Annotated in this window: 21 protein-coding genes and 1 tRNA gene; 9 read left to right on the top strand and 13 right to left on the bottom strand. The window is 37.7% G+C overall.

Annotated elements, in window-relative coordinates:
- Nucleotides 1–8: 8 nt before the first annotated feature.
- The gene (locus ACN0TV_RS11570) at nucleotides 9–1577 is read left to right on the top strand and encodes a carboxylesterase/lipase family protein (RefSeq protein WP_417363074.1); all 1569 of its coding nucleotides are present in this window, start codon (nucleotides 9–11) and stop codon (nucleotides 1575–1577) included.
- Nucleotides 1578–2181: 604 nt separating this feature from the next.
- Here the strand turns inward: ACN0TV_RS11570 and ACN0TV_RS11565 are convergent.
- The 9 genes from ACN0TV_RS11565 to ACN0TV_RS11525 all read right to left on the bottom strand — a co-directional run bounded on the left by ACN0TV_RS11565 (nucleotide 2182) and on the right by ACN0TV_RS11525 (nucleotide 9414).
- Nucleotides 2182–2451, bottom strand: a complete 270-nt coding sequence (locus tag ACN0TV_RS11565; protein ID WP_417363073.1) for a transposase family protein — start codon at nucleotides 2449–2451, stop codon at nucleotides 2182–2184.
- A 439-nt stretch (nucleotides 2452–2890) separates the two neighbouring features.
- Nucleotides 2891–3613, bottom strand: a complete 723-nt coding sequence (locus ACN0TV_RS11560; RefSeq protein ID WP_417363072.1) for an ATP-binding protein — start codon at nucleotides 3611–3613, stop codon at nucleotides 2891–2893.
- Between the two features lie 93 nt (nucleotides 3614–3706).
- A complete protein-coding gene (locus tag ACN0TV_RS11555) occupies nucleotides 3707–4096 on the bottom strand; it encodes a helix-turn-helix domain-containing protein (RefSeq protein ID WP_417363071.1) in 390 nt (129 codons plus the stop codon).
- An 81-nt stretch (nucleotides 4097–4177) separates the two neighbouring features.
- On the bottom strand, nucleotides 4178–4243 hold the full coding sequence (locus ACN0TV_RS11550) for a YgjP-like metallopeptidase domain-containing protein (RefSeq protein WP_417363186.1): 66 nt from the start codon (nucleotides 4241–4243) through the stop codon (nucleotides 4178–4180).
- Nucleotides 4244–4469: 226 nt separating this feature from the next.
- A tRNA-Arg gene (locus tag ACN0TV_RS11545) sits at nucleotides 4470–4541 on the bottom strand.
- Nucleotides 4542–4582: 41 nt separating this feature from the next.
- Nucleotides 4583–5959 carry an exonuclease domain-containing protein gene (locus tag ACN0TV_RS11540; protein ID WP_417363070.1) on the bottom strand — a complete coding sequence of 459 codons (1377 nt, stop codon included), beginning with the start codon at nucleotides 5957–5959 and terminating at the stop codon, nucleotides 4583–4585.
- 29 nt (nucleotides 5960–5988) lie between these two features.
- Nucleotides 5989–6705: a DNA repair protein RecO gene (gene recO / locus ACN0TV_RS11535; protein ID WP_417363069.1), complete on the bottom strand. Its 717-nt coding sequence runs from the start codon at nucleotides 6703–6705 to the stop codon at nucleotides 5989–5991.
- Nucleotides 6706–6802: 97 nt separating this feature from the next.
- Nucleotides 6803–8146 carry an NADP-specific glutamate dehydrogenase gene (gene gdhA, locus ACN0TV_RS11530; protein WP_417363068.1) on the bottom strand — a complete coding sequence of 448 codons (1344 nt, stop codon included), beginning with the start codon at nucleotides 8144–8146 and terminating at the stop codon, nucleotides 6803–6805.
- A 110-nt stretch (nucleotides 8147–8256) separates the two neighbouring features.
- Nucleotides 8257–9414, bottom strand: a complete 1158-nt coding sequence (locus ACN0TV_RS11525; RefSeq protein WP_417363067.1) for a trans-sulfuration enzyme family protein — start codon at nucleotides 9412–9414, stop codon at nucleotides 8257–8259.
- A 92-nt stretch (nucleotides 9415–9506) separates the two neighbouring features.
- Here ACN0TV_RS11525 and ACN0TV_RS11520 point away from each other — a divergent pair, with 92 nt between their 5' ends.
- The 3 genes from ACN0TV_RS11520 to ACN0TV_RS11510 all read left to right on the top strand — a co-directional run bounded on the left by ACN0TV_RS11520 (nucleotide 9507) and on the right by ACN0TV_RS11510 (nucleotide 11610).
- On the top strand, nucleotides 9507–10271 hold the full coding sequence (locus tag ACN0TV_RS11520) for a DUF3298 and DUF4163 domain-containing protein (RefSeq protein ID WP_417363066.1): 765 nt from the start codon (nucleotides 9507–9509) through the stop codon (nucleotides 10269–10271).
- 99 nt (nucleotides 10272–10370) lie between these two features.
- Entirely contained in the window at nucleotides 10371–10724 is a 354-nt protein-coding gene (locus tag ACN0TV_RS11515; protein WP_417363065.1) for an arsenate reductase family protein, read from the top strand.
- Nucleotides 10717–11610, top strand: coding sequence for a DMT family transporter (locus tag ACN0TV_RS11510; protein ID WP_417363064.1), 894 nt, complete (start codon nucleotides 10717–10719; stop codon nucleotides 11608–11610). Before ACN0TV_RS11515 ends, ACN0TV_RS11510 begins: the two co-directional genes overlap by 8 nt.
- Nucleotides 11611–11614: 4 nt before the next feature.
- Here the strand turns inward: ACN0TV_RS11510 and ACN0TV_RS11505 are convergent, their stop codons facing one another.
- The gene (locus ACN0TV_RS11505) at nucleotides 11615–12088 is read right to left on the bottom strand and encodes an acyl-CoA thioesterase (RefSeq protein ID WP_417363063.1); all 474 of its coding nucleotides are present in this window, start codon (nucleotides 12086–12088) and stop codon (nucleotides 11615–11617) included.
- A gap of 108 nt (nucleotides 12089–12196) precedes the next feature.
- Between ACN0TV_RS11505 and ACN0TV_RS11500 the strand changes: the two genes are divergently transcribed.
- Nucleotides 12197–13156, top strand: coding sequence for a YheT family hydrolase (locus ACN0TV_RS11500; protein ID WP_417363062.1), 960 nt, complete (start codon nucleotides 12197–12199; stop codon nucleotides 13154–13156).
- A 248-nt stretch (nucleotides 13157–13404) separates the two neighbouring features.
- Here the strand turns inward: ACN0TV_RS11500 and ACN0TV_RS11495 are convergent, their stop codons facing one another.
- Both ACN0TV_RS11495 and ACN0TV_RS11490 read right to left on the bottom strand, forming a co-directional pair.
- Nucleotides 13405–13635 carry a hypothetical protein gene (locus ACN0TV_RS11495; protein ID WP_417363061.1) on the bottom strand — a complete coding sequence of 77 codons (231 nt, stop codon included), beginning with the start codon at nucleotides 13633–13635 and terminating at the stop codon, nucleotides 13405–13407.
- Nucleotides 13636–13687: 52 nt separating this feature from the next.
- Nucleotides 13688–14092: a Crp/Fnr family transcriptional regulator gene (locus ACN0TV_RS11490; protein ID WP_417363060.1), complete on the bottom strand. Its 405-nt coding sequence runs from the start codon at nucleotides 14090–14092 to the stop codon at nucleotides 13688–13690.
- 257 nt (nucleotides 14093–14349) lie between these two features.
- Between ACN0TV_RS11490 and ACN0TV_RS11485 the strand changes: the two genes are divergently transcribed.
- The 4 genes from ACN0TV_RS11485 (at nucleotide 14350) to ACN0TV_RS11470 (ending at nucleotide 18310) form a co-directional block, all read left to right on the top strand.
- On the top strand, nucleotides 14350–15597 hold the full coding sequence (locus tag ACN0TV_RS11485) for a hypothetical protein (RefSeq protein WP_417363059.1): 1248 nt from the start codon (nucleotides 14350–14352) through the stop codon (nucleotides 15595–15597).
- 11 nt (nucleotides 15598–15608) lie between these two features.
- Complete coding sequence (locus ACN0TV_RS11480) at nucleotides 15609–16037, top strand: hypothetical protein (RefSeq protein ID WP_417363058.1); 429 nt, start codon at nucleotides 15609–15611, stop codon at nucleotides 16035–16037.
- Nucleotides 16038–16725: 688 nt separating this feature from the next.
- The gene (gene azu / locus ACN0TV_RS11475; RefSeq protein WP_417363057.1) at nucleotides 16726–17244 is read left to right on the top strand and encodes an azurin; all 519 of its coding nucleotides are present in this window, start codon (nucleotides 16726–16728) and stop codon (nucleotides 17242–17244) included.
- A gap of 166 nt (nucleotides 17245–17410) precedes the next feature.
- Nucleotides 17411–18310, top strand: coding sequence for a 3-keto-disaccharide hydrolase (locus ACN0TV_RS11470; RefSeq protein WP_417363056.1), 900 nt, complete (start codon nucleotides 17411–17413; stop codon nucleotides 18308–18310).
- Nucleotides 18311–18317: 7 nt separating this feature from the next.
- On the opposite strand, the gene ACN0TV_RS11465 is transcribed toward ACN0TV_RS11470, so the two are convergent.
- Complete coding sequence (locus ACN0TV_RS11465) at nucleotides 18318–18767, bottom strand: SRPBCC family protein (protein WP_417363055.1); 450 nt, start codon at nucleotides 18765–18767, stop codon at nucleotides 18318–18320.
- Nucleotides 18768–18950 lie beyond the last annotated feature (183 nt).

The raw sequence follows: 18950 nt of genomic DNA, 5'->3' as shown, positions 1-18950 counted from the left end.
AATTTATTATGATACAGAAAATGCTTTTAAGCTGTATAATGCTGGTCACTGTTATTTCTTGCCAGAAAAAACCAAAAGATACTGATCCAGCTCAGATACGAACAAATTATGGAATTGTCAAAGGAACTGTCCAAGACAGCCTATTGGTGTTTAAAGGTATTCCCTTTGCGCAGCCACCGGTGGGCGATCTACGATGGCGTGCACCACAGCCACCAATCGCATGGGATGGCGTAAAAATTACCACTAAATATGCGCCTGCTCCTATCCAAGGTAATGATACCACAGGTAAAAGTGAGGATTGTCTTTATTTGAATATTTGGACACCTGCAAAAAAAATGGATGAAAAGATTCCAGTATTGGTATGGATCTACGGTGGCGGGTTTAGCTTCGGTGCGACATCGGAGCCAGTATATGATGGAACGGCTTTGGCTAATAGAGGCGTAATCCTTGTTAGCATTGCCTATCGCGTAGGACAACTTGGCTTTTTGGCACATCCGGAACTAAGTACTGAGAATCCAAACCAGGTATCCGGAAATTATGGGATTCTAGATCAAATCGCAGGCTTGAAATGGGTTAAGGAAAATATTGCTGCTTTCGGTGGAGATCCAAATAAAGTAACAATATTTGGTGAATCCGCAGGTGGTATTTCAGTGAGCATGCTGTGTGCCTCCCCACTAGCCAAAGGATTGTTCCAAGGTGCTATTTCTCAAAGTGGAGGATCCTTTGGTCCTACTAGAGAAACTACCTACCCAGGGGAGAACATGAAAACTTTGGAAATAGCAGAGAAGGATGGACTTCAATATGCAGAAAAAGCTGGAGTAAAATCCATTAATGAACTCAGAAATTTACCTGTGGATGAAATTCCAATGGGTATGGGAATGGGTGGCGCTTGGCCAATTACTGACGGTTATGTCATCCCAGATGATCAACATAAGTTATACCAAGCTGGTAATTACAATGATGTTCCGGTTCTTATTGGTTATAACTCAGATGAAGGCGCAAGCTTTACACGCGAAGGTACTGCTACAGAGTTTATAGAAAATGTGAACAAAAGATATGGTCAATTTGCCGATGACTTATTAAAGGCATATCCTGTAGGGAAAGAATCTGTACCAAAAACAGCACGAGATTTAATGCGTGATGCAGCCTTTGGATGGCATACTTGGAGTTGGGCAAACCTTCAATCCAAAACTGGAAAATCTGAGGTGTACTATTATTATTTTGATCAACACCCTGATTATCCAGAGGATTCTCCTCAATATGGGTATGGTTCTCCACACGGGCAAGAAGTTGCCTATGTATTTAACAATCTTGATGAGAACAACCCTGCTACAACAGATTCGGATAGAGCGATATCAGATGCAATGGCCACATACTGGACGAATTTTACAAAGTTTGGAAATCCAAACGGTGAAGGTTTAACGAATTGGCCAGGTTATAATGAATTACAGCAAGATGTGATGTATTTTGGACCAATACCTCACCTGGGACCTGTTCCTAGTGAAGAATCACTTGAAGTACTCGATGATTATTTTGAGTGGAGACGAAGTCCTGAAGGTGAAGCCTGGGCAGATTAGAAATTAATCAAGATTCTCTTTTTATCCTTAAAAAACATTGTGACAACTCCACCTGCTAATTAATGACAGGTGGGTGGCTCACATGTTAGGCATATAAATTAATTGATGTATATAAGGGTGAAAAAAAGGGGGATGTCTGTGAGGGAGAGATACCCAAAACACATAATATGAAGTTTTTTGTAGGGAAGACACCCATTGATGAAACAACGATTAATTGTTATAAAAAAAGTCTGAGGGAGTGTATAGGAGCTGGTTCGATCTCTGGTCACAATTTCAATCCCCGATGTTTGCTAACCATTTTTTCAATTGACTGCCCTCACTGGAAGGTAACAGATGAATTACGCGGGATGTTTCCATATTAACCAGTACGATACTATAATTTACCTCTTCTCGAAAAGCCCTATCATCAACCCCTAACACTCTTGGCGTATAAACAATAGTGAGTAGCTATAATGGGACTTACGCCATAAGCTTAAACAACTTAAAGGGCTAATAATAAATTAGTTATTATATCCCCCAGATGAGTGTTGGTTTCCAAGGTTATGGTATCAATAATTTTATCCAGTCGGTTTGTTCTCCGGACATAACGCAATATCCCAGGAGTTTATTCTGAAAAAACTTTGCGAGGACACCCGTTGTTAGCACATTTGAATTTTCGGGTTCTTAAAATCAAGTGCACACTATACTCCAATATGCTCAGATCATTCAAATGACGCTCATAGGGATCGTGAATTTGTTTGCTGTAAACCTTACAATGAGGATAACGTGCGCCGTTTAAAGGAATGAGTCCGTATAAAGTAAGTTTTGAATCCCTATAATGTGATTTGTATATTTTAATTTTAGGGAGGTTGTTTAATAGCTGATTTATTCGCATAGGTATTAGATATTTACATACTAAAATATACGAAAAATTTATACTGTTTAATCTGATATTTCCCCAAATTTGACGAAGAACTCAGAACTCCGGGACAGCCAAGGGTCGATAAAATTACCAGTTTTACAAACCTGATTAACAGCAAGTTGTGCCGAAATAAAAACGGAACAAAAAAGAATTTTTATTCTCTGTTACGTATTGTAACCTAAACCGAATAAATCTCGAAACATTTTTTGCAGGATTTAGGGCAGTTAACCTCACCAAGTACGAAAGTTAATATAGTAGAATATTAAAATGAACCAATTATGAGCCAATCGTGAGCCAATTGAGCCAATTATTTCATAATAACTTCCAGCTCCCCTTCCTATGTTTTTGAAAATGCCAAACCTCCCAACTAATTCTGCTAAATCTCTTGTTGCAGTTGGTTTAGCTATTGAATTTAACTCTTGATACTCTTTATTTGTGATTTCCCTTTTTCTTTCACATACTCAACAGCTTTGAGTTGTCGTTCATTCAAACCAAGTTTCGTTAGCTGTTCAGCTGTAAGGTTATTTTTGAAGAGTGTTACCAATAACCCATTCTGAAATTCTTTTATTTCTGGTTCTGGTAGCCCTGCTTCTTCGCAGGCTGAATATATTTTTTGTATTCCACGTCCCCAAGTGTCAATCAACCCTCCTTTAAAACAAACATCGGCAATAAGTGTATTTCTTGGCTGTGAAGCATGAAAACCTGTTAGTGCTTCCAAACTTAATCCTTGTGGTAAAGTTCCTTCGTTCCAAAAAATGATTTTGTCGTCATAAACTCGTATCTGAATAGGTGCGCCCATATAAGTACGGTGTTCAAGTGAATTCAAAATTACTTCACGCAATGCTGTAATCGGGTACTCAGGCGTTTCTATACGCTTCATTCCTTCAAATGACACTCTTTTGATGATAAACTTGTGGTGTATTTGTTGCAAAACGGATTGATACAGCGTAATCAGATTACTTTCTTCTTTCTCTTGAAAAATTAAATCGGCATCGTCATTTCCAAAACGACCAATTTTTACGTGAGCATTTGGATAAAATTTTGCAGGATCTTTACCAAAGAGGATAATCGCAGCCCGTTTCAACTGTCCGTTCTTGACAAGTCTTAATTTATCAAACAATTCAGGAATGGACAATCCTTTGCTTTCAGGTAAACGTCCCGAATATTCGGCTTCCTGAATAAAGGTGGCTACGGATTTTTTATCAATATCATCAAAGGTTGCATCAGGTTAAATCACTTCATCCCAAGTTTTGCCTGATTTCTTTAACAGAAATTCATTGAGTGATGTTCCTGTCAGTTCCTGTTTGGTACTTCCACTACGGTAATAATATCTACCTCGCAAAGAAATAGGCACAGAATAAGGGTGGGTAAAGATTTCAATAAAATACTTGTCCGATTCTTCGTGTAGATTTACTTCAACGGTAATCCCCATTGCATTACGGATTTTATTGGGAATATCGTCCATTAACCTTTTGAAGTGATCAATTCCCGATACGTTTCCATTATAATCTTTACCAATATAAATTACTCCGCCCTGAGCATTAGCAAAACCGCATACCCATTTCAGATAATCATCGTGCCAAGCACTTTTGTATTCTATGTTTTGTTGTTCGGGCATGACTTAAGTATTGTTTTTCGTGTTTAGAATATAGGTAACTTATTCAATTCCTTTGTCCTCAATTGCCAATTGGACATATACTTATTCATTAATAAAATTCTTGTTGTGCTTACGTTCTTTTAGATGAACCAATTCGTGAACAACAATATATCCGATGCAGTTTATTGGTTTTTTTAGCTAATTCAATATCAAACCATATTGTTCTAGTTAAATCATTTCAACTGCCCCATTTGGTTCTTACTTTTCTAATAACAAAATTTTCGGGAGAAACGTTCATTTCCTTTTTATAAAAAACTGTTTTTTAAGTTAGAAACAGACGAAGTTGTTTGCGATACCATTGATAGTATTTACTTTTTATAAATTCCTTATCTAGTAGCCCCGCCAGGACTCGAACCTGGATCTAAAGTTTAGGAAACTTCTATTCTATCCCTTGAACTACGGGGCTATGTGAGTGCAAAAGTAAAAGTATTTTAAAAACAATTGGATCTACGGTCTAATTATTTCGTAATTTTTTCCTTTGGTTAGAAATTGTTGCACTATGCTATAACTATCATTGTCATTCTTTTGAAGCTGTATATAATCCATGAACTCATCGTATACTGAAATCTGTATCGAAGACTCTACAAAACCGTAACCACGATAAATACCGTTCTCAACCCAGACGATTCCTTTTTCCTCTGAGCTCCTACCGGGACCTACTAAAACAAAATTATCAGCCAATACCTTTGAGGTCTCCAAGGCTTCTTTAACTCTTTGGTTATAGTGTCCAACTGATTCTTCTCCCTTACAGATCCCACGACAATTATGAAGCTTAAAGTGATCACAACCCGAGCCTGATTTTGAAGCCGGAAGCAGTTGTGTATACTTAGGGCATAGGTCGAATCTCTCACATAGGTTCTCCAGAAAGGCAATACAGTCGCTCACCTTATAAAAGATTGCCAGTGGTTTTGGAACAAGCTTGGTTTTATTATAGCCTAGTTGAATGATGCCAAGTCGATTGGTGTAAGAAAGTATTGCATAACCTCTATTGGAGAGCTTTTGGGCACGATTAAATTTGGGAAAGTATTTTTTAATAGCTACAGATTCCATTAAGAGAGCCAACAACTCACTGCCTGACTCTTCAAAATCAATGGTAGCCGTCTCACGACACAAGGCCATTTCATTTTCCTTTTTGTCATAAAAATGACTCAGCACTCTTTTTTTTATGTGGATCGCTTTACCCACATAAATAACCACCCCGTTACTGTCTTTAAAATAATAAACACCAGGTTTACTAGGCAATTTATCTACAGTTTCTTTGGACAATAATGAAGGTAAGGCGGCCTCACCACTACGAAAATTAAGTTGCCCGGAAATTAGGTTTTGAGAATCATTTCGAAGTAATTTTTCAAAAAGAATCACTGTGGCATCGGTATCGCCTTTGGCGCGATGGCGGTTGTTTAATTTTATATCAAGATAACTACACAGCTTCCCTAAACTATAGGATTTTAAACCCGGAAATATTTTTCGAGACAATCGTACTGTACAAAGTTTTTTTCGTTGATAGTTAACGCCTATAGACTTGAATTCTTTTTGAATGACGCTATAATCAAAACTCACATTATGAGCTACAAAAACACAGTCTTCAGTCAGCTGAAGCAGCTGGTCCGCAATGGCGTCAAAGACAGGTGCATCCTGAACCATACCATCATCAATTCCTGTTAAGCCTACTACGTAAGGGGCTATTGGAATTAGTGGATTCACTAGGGTATGAAACTCATCGATCACTCTGGCTCCATCATGGATAGCAACAGCGATTTCTGTAACCTTATTGTTACTCCCTGCAAGACCCGTGGTTTCAACATCGATAATAGCGTATTTCATTGTCTGTTTTGATATCTTTCATTAAAATCCTAGGTGAAAATTTCGGGTAGGATCTCCAAGGATTTTGGTTTTTTAAAGGCCACTAAATGATACTGATAATAGCGTATAATTTGATCCAGAAGTAATCCCCTGGACTGCCTGTTGAGTTTAATTTCACAAGCAGTTTGAAAATCAGAATCTAAAAACTTTTTAAAATCTACCAATGTTTCACCATCGATCACTTCACTTCGAATCGTAGGTGAAAAATCTCCTTCTTTTAGATCAAAATAAGGGTAATGTACTTTGGATGTGTCCGGATAAAACCCCAAATGCGTTGTTAGCTCTAAAAGAAAAGCGATATGAAAATTAGCAATTTTTACGTTGGTATCCAACCACATCATGCCTTGGTATATAAATTGAAATAAGGGTGTGTTTTGCTCCTCTTCCTGCATGGATACCACTAGCATCTCTGATAGAAACATACCGAGGGAACTTTTCACCACATCAGTTTGTAAACTTATATAAGCAGTGTGGAGCTTAACATCTCGTAGCGTCTCTAAGGTTCCCTTATTGCGATGGTTCGCAACAATTTCCAGGATTGTTAGGGGTTGAAAGTATCCTTTTTTGAACTTGCCTTTTCTTGAAGACAACACTCCCCTTACCATATAAGATTTCATCCCGTCACTCTCGGTAAACAAGCGAACGATCAAGTTCGAATCTCCGTATTTGATCGTGGATAATACAATGGCCTTAGTTGTGATAATCATAATACAAAAGTAGTGATCTCCCAGACTCCATTTTGGTATAAATTAAAAACCCTGAAGTTTCTATGAAACTCCAGGGTTTTTAATTGAATCTCTTATCTTAAACTACGCCTTGAGCCAATACAGCATCAGCTACTTTTACAAAGCCGGCAATATTTGCGCCTCTAACATAGTTGATGTATCCATCAGGATCACTTCCATGCTCAATACATGAATCGTGAATCTGGTTCATAATACCTTGTAACTTATGATCGACATCTTCTCTACTCCAGCTATATCGCATAGAGTTCTGTGCCATTTCCAATCCGGAAACCGCAACCCCACCGGCATTAGACGCCTTACCTGGAGCATAAAGGATTTTAGCGTTTACAAAAGTATTCATAGCCTTAGGTGTGCTGGGCATGTTTGCACCTTCACTAACACAAATACATCCATTTTGGATTAGTGTAGCAGCATCCTTACCATGAAGTTCATTTTGTGTTGCACATGGAAGCGCAACATCACATGGGATATGCCAAGGTGTTTTTCCGGTGTAAAATTCAGCGTTAGGATATTTTTCCACATATTCGGATATCCTACCACGTCTTACATTCTTGAGCTCCATAACATAGGCTAGTTTCTCACTGTCGATACCATCCTTGTCATATAGAGTTCCTGAAGAATCTGAAAGTGTTATTACTTTAGCTCCAAGTTCATTGGCTTTTTCAGTTGCATACTGAGCAACATTACCAGATCCGGAGATCGTTACCACTTTCCCTTTAAAACTATCTCCTTTTAGTCTAAACATGTTCTGTGCGAAATACACTGTCCCATACCCTGTAGACTCAGGACGAATCAAAGAACCTCCCCAAGAAAGTCCTTTTCCGGTAAGTACACCAGTAAATTCATTACTGATCTTACGGTACATTCCGAATAAGAAACCTACCTCACGCGAACCAACACCTATATCCCCGGCAGGAACGTCAGTATTAGGTCCAATGTGGCGGTATAACTCTGTCATAAAACTATGACAAAAACGCATTACTTCACGATCGGATTTGCCCTTAGGGTCAAAATCAGATCCGCCTTTCCCTCCACCCATTGGGAGTGTGGTCAAACTATTTTTAAAAACTTGTTCGAAAGCAAGAAATTTTAAAATACTCATATTCACCGTAGGGTGAAATCGAAGACCTCCTTTGTAAGGACCAATAACAGAGCTCATTTGAATTCTATATCCTCTGTTTACACGTATTTCGCCAGTGTCGTCTACCCATGGAACCCTGAATGTAATAGCTCTTTCAGGTTCAGCCAATCTCAACAATATATTTCTACCATTATACAGCTCATGCTTTGCAATATAAGGAATTACAGCCTCTGCCACTTCATGTACTGCCTGAAGAAATTCTTTCTCATGTGGGTTCCGGGCTCTCACTTCTTCCATGAAAACCTTAATTTTCTGGTCCATTGAAATCATATAATCATTCGTATTATTTATTTAACTTTATGTAACAAAAATACTGTTTTACAAAATAATTACTGGGGTTAATGACGAAATTACACAAAATCCTAAGATTTTTAACTTTTTAATGCATTCGCTAAGTCAGCGACTAGATCCTCGCTGTCTTCGATTCCGACACTAAGGCGAATCAACCCGTCAGTAACACCCATTCTCTCTCTTTCATCCTGTGTCATGCCACCGTGAGACATACTCGTAGGATATGCCACAAGTGATTCGACTCCTCCTAAGGATTCAGCTAGAGAAAACAACTCTAGTTTCTCAACAAATCCCACAACTTCTTCACGGTCATTACCTTTAATAACAAAGGATACCACTCCGCCATAATGCTTCATCTGAGCAGTTGCCAATGCATAATCAGGATTGGATTTCAGCCCAGGCCAATACACTTTTTCAACACGAGGATGACTTTCCAAAAAAGCTGCTACAACAGCAGCGTTTTCACAATGCCTCTCCATGCGAAGTGCTAAAGTTTTAATTCCTCTTAGCGCCAGGAAACAATCCATCGGTCCCGGAATAGCTCCGGTAGCCTTTTGGATAAAATACAACCTATCAGCCAATTCCTTATCAGAGACAATTAAAGCCCCCATAACTAAGTCACTATGACCTCCTATATATTTGGTAGCGGAATGCATTACGATATCAGCACCCATTTCCAAAGGACGCTGCAAGTAAGGTGATGCAAAGGTATTATCAACAACCAACAGAATTTTGTGTTGTTTAGACTCTTCTGCAATTTTTTTGATATCTACTACTTGTAATAATGGATTTGTTGGAGACTCTATCCAGATGATTCTGGTTTTAGCATTCACTAAAGGGCGAATATTCTCAGGATTTCCGGCATCGACAAAATGAAACTTCACACCTTTGTCCTGGTATATTTGCGTAAACATTCGGTGGGTTCCACCATATAGATTATCCGCTGAAATAACCTCATCACCGGGATTCAATAATTTCATTACGGCATCTATAGCAGCCAATCCACTTGCAAAAGCAAATCCAAAATTTCCGCTTTCAATACTAGCCAAACTACCCTCTAATGCTGCACGAGTTGGATTACCACTTCGGGAATACTCATACCCTTTGTGCACTCCCAGGGAGTCTTGTTTAAAAGTTGATGTTTGATAAATCGGTGGTACTACTGCGCCGTACGCTTTATCTGGAATTTGTCCTCCGTGAATTAGCTTTGAATCGAAACGAAGATTGTCTTTACTCATAGCTCTTATTTTGTTACACAAAAATATTATTTCCTTTTGGGTATTGCAAAGAAGGCCTTACCTTTAATCGATATTTAACAAACTAGGTCATTATGCGTAGATTTCTTGTGTTCGGTTCAATATTGGCGCTGCTTTTCACAGCCTGTAGCTCGGAAGAAAAAATTAGTTTTGTACCGGCTGAACCCTTTGAAAATAGCTGTGAGGATTGTCCTGAAATCACCATTAATCTCCCTTCAGCCCAGCCGGAAACCAAACCCGAAGCACAGCAAATCAACAAAGCTCTTTCTGATTTTGCCATCTCTATTTTGTACTACACCGATGAAGAACGGCCAGATTCTATCCCGGCCGCAATGGAAGATTTCAACCTCCAATATAAAGAATTAAAGGAAAATTATCCTGAAAACATCGTTCCTTGGGAAGCAAAGGTTAAGGGTGAAGTCTCGTTCCGAAACGAAAAAATAGTCAGCTTATTATTCGATAGTTATATATTTACCGGAGGGGCTCATGGTTATGGAAGTACGTCATTTTTAAATTTTGATTTAGCCACCGGAGAACAATTATCAGAAGACGACTTACTAAACAATCCAAAGGAGTTCACAACCTTTGTTGAATCTATATTTCGCAAACAAAACAACCTTAAACCAGAAGATAATATCAACAGTACAGGTTTTATGTTTGAAGATGATAAATTTCACCTACCGGTGAGCATAGGGTTTGATGAGCAGGGTATCATTCTTATATATAACCCCTATGAGATCGCTTCTTATGCCGATGGGCAAACCAAAATCTACATTCCGATGGATCAAGCGAAACCTTTTATTAAATCTAGCTGGCTAGAAGTTGAAGCCTCTAGTTAAAAATGTAACATTTTCCCTTGAAATCCTAAGCGAAGCAACAGCCAATATTTCACATAACAAGTTAATTAGCTTAACTTTGAATTCAAAATAAAGCTATTTATGAAAAAGATCTACTATTTAAGTACTTGTGATACTTGTAGACGAATTATTGACTTATTGGATTTCCCTTCAGATATTATCTTTCAGGATATTAAATCCGAACCCATTAGTGTATCTCAATTAGAGAAAATGCAGGAACTTGCTGGCTCTTACGAAGCACTCTTTAGTAAACGTGCAAGGCTTTATAAAGAACGTGATTTAAAATCCAAGACCCTTTCAGAGGAAGATTATAAAAACCTTATTTTAGAACATTATACGTTTTTGAAAAGACCGGTAATCATAAATGAAAACAGAATTTTTATTGGAAACAGTGCAAAAGTGGTAGAAGCAGCAAAAGGCAGCTTCCATGAGTAAAAGAGCTTTGGCTCTCCTTGCTGCATTTGGAGCAAGTGTCATCTACGGAATCAATCATACCGTAGCCAAAGATGTCATGCCCACGCACATCCAACCATTCGGATTTATCATGCTTCGCGTCAGTGGTGCTGCTCTTTTGTTTTGGCTTGTAAGCTTTTTAGGCCCTCGAGAAAAAATCGAATCCAAAGACTGGCCAAGGCTAGCGATATGTGCGCTTTTTGGAATGGTTATCAATATGCTGATGTTCTTTAAAGGACTCAGCTTATCCACGCCCATCAACAGTTCTGTCATCGCAACTATTACTCCTATTTTTGTTTTCATCCTCTCTGCCATTATGATCCGGGAAAGGATTACGATAATACGCAGCATAGGAATTCTATTAGGGTTTGCAGGAGCATTAGGGTTAATATTTTTTAGTGAAAAAATACAGCACAACGCACCCAATGTCACCCTAGGTAACATCCTTTTCATCATCAATGCCATATCTTATGGTATCTATTTAATTATCGTAAAACCCCTAACGACCAAGTACCATGCTTTCACCCTTATGAAGTGGTTATTTACTATTGGTATTGTGGTAAACATACCCTTTACTATTACTGAATTCACAGCTGTACAATGGACGAGTCTTCCGTGGGATGCCGTTTGGAGAATGACCTATGTGGTTATTGGAACAACTTTCAGCACCTATCTTTTAAATATTTTTGCACTAAAACAACTTAAGGCCTCCACTATTGGTGCTTTTGTGTATGTACAGCCCTTAGTGGGTATACTATTTGCCACCATGGTTGGTGCGGATAAGCTCACCTTTTTGAAGATGCTCTGTGCAGCCACTGTTTTTACAGGAGTTTATCTCGTAACCCGTGTTAAAAAGGAAGCCGTCTAAGCTATTACAGATCCACAGGTATTTTAGCGTGTTTACGAGTGTCTTCCTTAGTCAGAATTCGGAAGCCTTCTGCGCGCTCTACTTTCTCGAATAATGGCAAAACATCTTCGGGTAATCCTATTAATTTTCGAGATTTAAGATCAATCCAAGCTCCCATGATTTCACAATGGGCAATGTTCTTTCCTTTGTGGTCATAGTAGTTGTGGTGGAATTCAAAAAACATTCCATCTTCACTCATACCCTTAAACTCTAGACTCACACGGACCGGTTGACCACTAAAAACTTCTTTGAAATAATATATGTGTTCATAAAAAACAACAGGCCCGATATTAGCCTTGGCCAATAACCGTTGATCAAATCCACTTTCAACTAAAAACGACATTCTTGTGTGAGCAGCAAACTCAACATAAGCCTTGTTGGCTAGATGTCTGTTAGCATCCAAATCATTCCACCTAATTTCAAAATCTTTTGTATACATGAGTATTTCTATTCTTGTTTTAGAATCTTTTACTACTTTTAAACATTCTTGTACAAATTTAAGAAACAAATACTATGCATGCATACTATTTAAGTTATTATTCACGATATGCCTCTTTTTGAAAATAAATACCGACCTCCATTACTTTTTAGAAATGGCCATTTTTCAACCGTATTTGCTAGTGGACTTCGTAGAATAACCAATTTAAAACAGTACAGAACTCAATTGCCGACTCCAGATGGAGATATCCTTGATTTGGATTGGAGTGATGCACCAACGAAGACCGATAAACTTGCCATTATCATCCATGGTTTAGAAGGTGGTAGTATACGCCCCTACATGAAGGGAAGTGCTAGGGCATTTAATCAAAACAATATTGATGTTGTTTGTTTGAATCTCAGAGGATGTGGAGGACATACCAATAAATTATACACCTCATATCATTCTGGAAGGTCGGACGATCTTAAAACCGTAGTGGAATCAATAATAACAAAATACCGGTATCAACATATTTATTTAAACGGATTCAGCCTTGGAGCAAACATTATATTAAAATACCTAGGGGAACAAGACTATCCAAGTCAGGTTAAAGCAGCAGTGGCCGTTTCTGCTCCTTGTGACTTATATGGCACCATGCTAGAGTTACACAAACCTAAAAACAGTATTTATGCTTACAGGTTTAAAAAAACACTGATTCACAAACTCAAAGAAAAGCAGAAACAATTTCCGGATCACATTGATTTAGCCTCCATTTATAGCATCAAAACCCTAAAAGACTTTGATGATGTTTACACCTCCAAAGCTCATGGCTTTATTGATGCGGAGGACTATTATCGAAAGTCTAGTTCTCTTCAATATTTAAAAGACATCAAAATTCCCACGCTAATATTAAATGCGTTAAATGATTCTTTTCTGTCACCAAGTTGCTATCCACAAGGTATTGCCAAGAATCATCCAAACCTCTACTTGGAAACTCCAAAGTATGGTGGCCATGTTGGTTTTTTTAGATATGGTGGGACCTATTACAGTGAGCAAAGAGCAATCGAATTTATTCAAGATTTACAGTAAGAACTTTTAAAAAATCAGCGATGGCTTATCTTTGGAGTGCTACAAAATAAGTCCAGGCAATAAAGGATGGCTGTAAGGGTAGTCGAGACCACAGATACCTCAAACAGTTTGCATCAAATGTCGCATTTTGATAATCTACATGTTTTAAAGAAGCATAGATATTTGCGGGAAGAACCAACAGAAGAAAAACAATAAGTACCCATGCGGATAGGACGCTATAATTTTCTAGCAATTGACCAACCGCCATCTCAAGCTCTAAGACACCTTGTGAGATAAACAACCTCTGCTCTATACGGCACACTCTCCGGCATCATAAGAGACATTCCTTTTGTAAATACAAAATGTCCAAATGCCGTAAAGACTAGCATGGCAGATAGTGCTACCCTCCCAAATAAAGCAAATTCGTAATTTCCACTAGTAAATTTGGTAATCAATAAGCAGGATGCAAATATACCGAGTAAAACATACAATGGTTTCATCTTTTTTTTTACAAAGTTCAATTCTTATTTGGGACAAATCAATGAACTCAAGTTAAGAAATTCGTTTACGTATCCTGCTTAGTGCCTGTGGTGTAACTCCAATATAGGAAGCAATGTATTTTAAAGGGATCTCTTTTAATAATTGGAGTTGCTCAGCAACTAGGTTTAAGTATCGCTCTTGGGCTGTTTCATGTAGCAGACAAAGCTCTCTTTGTGATTTTTTCAAAACCAAATCTTCGCTTGCATATCGTCCGATGGCATTACCAATTTTGGTTTGTCTATAAATCTCTTGTAGACCTTCAAAGGTCAGTTGCCAAAATACCGTTTTAATGAGCGTTTCTATATAGCAGCTTGAAGGTGATCTTGTCAAAAAGGAATTATACCCACTAACAAAGCCGTTGTTAAAGGCAATCGATAAGGTAAGATCGCTTGTCTGGTTGGCGATATAAAAACGCACGATTCCTTCTTGTATAAATGAAAAATGGTTTTCATTCTGCCAATTCTGATCGCTGATTTCAAAGATTCTTTCAAAGTATTTTCCGAATCTGTTCTATTGAGCTGTATGATACTATTACCCTATTATATAATTCAACATCTAATAAATTAACTGCTTTTATAGAGAAAAAATATCGTATTTTGTGATAGATAAATTTAACTGATCCCATCAGATAGTTCAATATACTTAATTTACCAATCTTTAAAATTTAACCTACCGTGAAAAAAGTTAAAGATTATATGTCTTGGCGCTGGATCCAACTCATCGCAATGGCACTATTGATTTGGAGTTGTCAAAAGGAGGAATTACTTTCCGATCCACAGATTACACAAGCACCCATCCCTCCACTAAGTATTCAAAAAGTACCATACGATCAACTACCCTCCTATGAATGGATAAAAAATAAAAATGAAAAAGGACTAAACTGGGAGTTATATACAGGTGAAATTGCTATCTATGATATTGATGGTACTATTAAAGCAAAAGGACAATTCAAAAATGGAAAGTCGATAGGATATACTTCGAACAAAGGGATGCAAGGCAAAAGTGATGAGCAGGATTGTGTGGTCACGGAGGTGAGTGTGGGTGGTTTGGAACAGAATGGGGAATTTTATCCGACCGATATTATTATAGATTATGAATGTAGTGGAGGCGGAGGAACAAGTGGAGATTCAGATTCTGGATTTCCGAACGGGGGCGGAATGCTTCCTCACGATGGAGGCGAAACACATGGGGGCGGATCATCTGGTGGCGAGGGTTCCTCTGATGATGGACAAATTCCGACTCTGATCGATGATCGACTAATCATTTATGAGCTCTTTGAGGAGAAAATCGATGATACTACGCTTAAGCAATGCCTTAAGAATATTTTAAATAAATTAAAGGGTCAATCTAATGGTGTCGCAGAGAGTATTAAAAAGTTTTCAGGTAGTACACAAGGTTTCAACTGGGAGGTTAAAGATGGGACGCTTTCCGGAGGCACGGGGCAAACAAGTAGTAAATATAACAGAGCCACAGGCACGGTCTCTACAATATTCGACTCCCAGAATTGGAAACAATCTACTGACTTATCATGGGCAAGAACAATACTTCACGAATCCATTCATGCTATTTTAGTAGCAGAATTTAATACTAACAGGCCAAACTGGATCGCTTCATATCCAGAAATGGTTGCAGAATGGGGAAGATTACAGAACTGGAATGCGGTGCATCATGAGGAATTTGCAAGAAGTATCGTAAATGATATTGCGTCCTCATTAGAGGAATATGGAAGAATTCAAGGATACAATCTAAGTAGTCAATTTTATAAAGCTATGGCTTGGGGTGGTCTACAGTCAACATCTACATTTCAGGGGATGTCAACATCAACAAAAAATCGAATTCTAAATGTAATTTCCGTAGAATTAACTGGTAAAGATTTAAACGGGAATTTCAAAACACAACACGGTTCCAATGCCGGTTGTTAAAACGATAGAGTATGAAAAACCGAAAAACAACTTTTTTTTTATTTGGCCTATTGTTATTTATAGTGGGTGGTTCCTTTACTATTAATAATCATAATAATTTAAAACCAAGTTATACCAATGGCAGTGGTTATAAGTTAAAATTACGTAATGTTATTCAAATAGTAAATGATAGTATTTGGATTCAAATTAACGTTCGCAATCATAAAAATGATTTTATAAAAGGAGGTACTCAAGTTGCTATCGGGTGTGAAAAGATTAACATTGCAAACGGGCAATTATCATTATTGTTAAGAAAAGTTGACGTGGAATTTATTTTCAAAGTTTCATCAGTAGGGTATTATAGTGTTGAGACAGAACCTCTTTTTCTTGAAGAAAAGGATTCGGTTGAAATAGATTTTGTTCTAGGTGAAGATTATAGACCCATTATAAATTGTGAATAAACAACATCTTTGCAATTTGACGAGTTGTTGTAAAATTCAAAGTTTAAATACGAGAAGCAATTATAAAAATTCCGGGCAAAAGAGTGCAAATAAAAAGAGTATACTTGGCATGTGCGTGATGCTCTGCCTTAAATTTTCATTTTCACACGAAAAGAGCAAGAAGGATGCGTGTTACTATTAAATGAGAACTATCCTGAATACACAATTTCTTATCTTATCTAAGTCGATAAAGTAGGGATAATTTAAACATTCAGGTACCAAATCATAAATTTGAAATTATTTCATAAAAAGAAATTCAAATGAACCCATTCGATTCTATAATTAGCGACGTAGTTAATTATGAATGGATGAAAGATTATTCATGGAAAATTGCACCCAATTATGAGACCCATTTAAAAAACTTTATTTTTAGGGTGAAGAGCAGAAAGAAGACGCTTACATCCAACACTAAGTATTTATAACAATGGGTGTATAACTCCATTTAACTTTAAATTCATAAGAAAAAATATTTCTTTTACAGCGGTCACCTTAAATGTTATTTATAGTTATACAGTCCTCTCTACTTAGGCTTTTGTCTTGGAATCCACAGCTAAGTATTCATCGTTTTTTATTTCCTCAAAATTCCATTAAAATTAGCCATCAAAACAAGAATTCTGTATCTTCGCATTGTAATAAAAAAATTAGTAAAATGAATATCTATAGTAAGTTAATTGCATTTGGATTTGCGCTTGCCATTGTTAGTTGTGGTGATGGTAAAAAAGAAAAAAAGGAAGAAAAATTCCAATACGAGCAAGAAGCTGCAGCGCCGGCTAAAGCTGCCAGTGAACAAAAATCACAAAACGATGTTGTGATCACTGCGGATGACATGATGAAATTCAGTACAAAAGAAATTCGTGTTAAAGCAGGGGAAAAGGTTACAATCACCCTAAAACATGTCGGTAAACTTGACAAAAAGGTTATGGGTCATAACCTTGTAATCCTTAATAAAGGAGCTGATTTAATCGCCTTTGCTACTGCAGCTGTTGAAGCTTCTTCGACCGATTACATTCCTGAAGGAACTGACGATGTTCTTGCATACACAGACCTAATTGGTGGTGGTGAAACTACTACGATTGAATTTGAGGCTCCAGAGCCGGGAACTTATGATTTCCTATGTAGCTTCCCTGGACACTTTGCAGCTATGCAAGGTAAGTTCATCGTTGAATAAGGCATATTCATAGTTGAAAAATAAAATAATTTAGCCTACCTTCGGGTGGGCTAAACTTTTTTGGAGTTGATACGTCAATTACTAAAGTTTAAAAAACTATTAATAAACACGGGAATACGTTTTATTCCTTTCCACTGAGCTTCAGTGGATCATACACTTAGTATTTATGAAATTATTTCGACTTTTAATTTTAGGATTGATTCTATTGAGCGCTTGTAAAGAGCAAAAAACAACCAATAACACAGATACTACCGAGGTTAAAACCGATAAGGCAGTTCAAGCAGAATGGCAACAGCTGTTTAACGGCAAAGACCTTTCCGGATGGATTCCAAAAATTTCTAAACACGAAGTTGGTGAGAATTATGCCAATACATTTTCTGTTAAAGACGGTAAAATTGTAGTGAATTATGACGGTTACAATGACGTCTATGACTACCAATACGGTCATTTATTTTACGACAAGTCATTTTCAGCTTATTTCCTAGCTGTAGAATATAGATTTGTCGACGATCAAATTGCAACAGGTGAAGGATGGGCATGGAGAAACAGTGGCGCAATGCTGCATGGACAAGACCCAAGAAGCATGCTTAAAGATCAGGACTTCCCTATAAGTGTAGAAGCACAGTTCCTTGGAGGTAATGGCACTGATACCCGTACCACATCTAACCTCTGTACTCCAGGGACCAATGTAGTAATGAATGATGAGTTATTCACTCCTCATTGTACCAATTCTACTTCAAAAACCTATCACGGTGATCAGTGGGTTCGAGCTACCTTCCTAGTATTAAAAGACTCTATCGTCAAGCACATCTTGGAAGGAGAAACCGTTTTAGAGTACACTAAACCGCAGATCGGAGGAGGTAATGTAAAGAACTTCGACCCTGCAGTAAAACAAGACGGAAAAGCCTTAACAGAAGGGTTTATATCACTTCAGAGTGAAAGCCACCCTATAGAGTTCAGAAAAGTAGAAATCGTAGATTTAGACCCTATCTATCAGGATAAGGAGAAACTAAACGCTACTGTTGAAGCACTTATTGCGGCTGAAAAGGCAAAAGCCGGTAAATAATTACGTTTTACATATCTGGAATTTCCGGCTCAACAAGTCGTTTTAATTTGTCAAGGCTCTCTTGCCAACCTAAATAACACATTTCTACAGGAATGGCATCCGGTATACCCTCTTGATGTATCGTCAATTCGGTACCACAGGTGACTTCCTTTAACTGGACTGTTGTACGCATTTCTCCAGGTAAATTAGGATCGTCAAATCGATCGGTATAGGTGATGCCTTTGTTTGGGATGATTTCTAAGAATTCCCCTCCAAACGAATGACCATTTCCAGTAGTAAAGCTCTTAAAGGCCATTTTGTAACTCCCGCCCACTTTAAAGTCCATAGTATCTACTGTACAGATAAACCCATAAGGCGGAAGCCAAGTGGCATAAGCATCCTTGTCTGAGAATGCTCTAAATACTTTCTCAGGAGATGCTGTCAAGATTCGGTGTAAATTAACGCTGTTTGCTGACATAAGATTTCAATTTTGGTTTTACATTGCTTTATATACGACACTCAGTACAATATTCTAACTGATTGATTGTATGACTCAAAGGTATATAAAGTACGGTATTCTTAAGGTGGGGCATTACGACAAATTAGAAGGGTTATTGCGCAAGAAAACCAATAGCTGAAGTAAACAATAGGATGCAAAAAA

Origin of the sequence: Galbibacter sp. (assembly GCF_048266365.1) — a bacterium.
In the GTDB taxonomy this organism is placed as follows: Bacteria; Bacteroidota; Bacteroidia; order Flavobacteriales; family Flavobacteriaceae; genus Galbibacter.
Note: the sequence above shows the minus strand (reverse complement) of the source record. Positions and strands in the feature narration are given on the sequence as shown.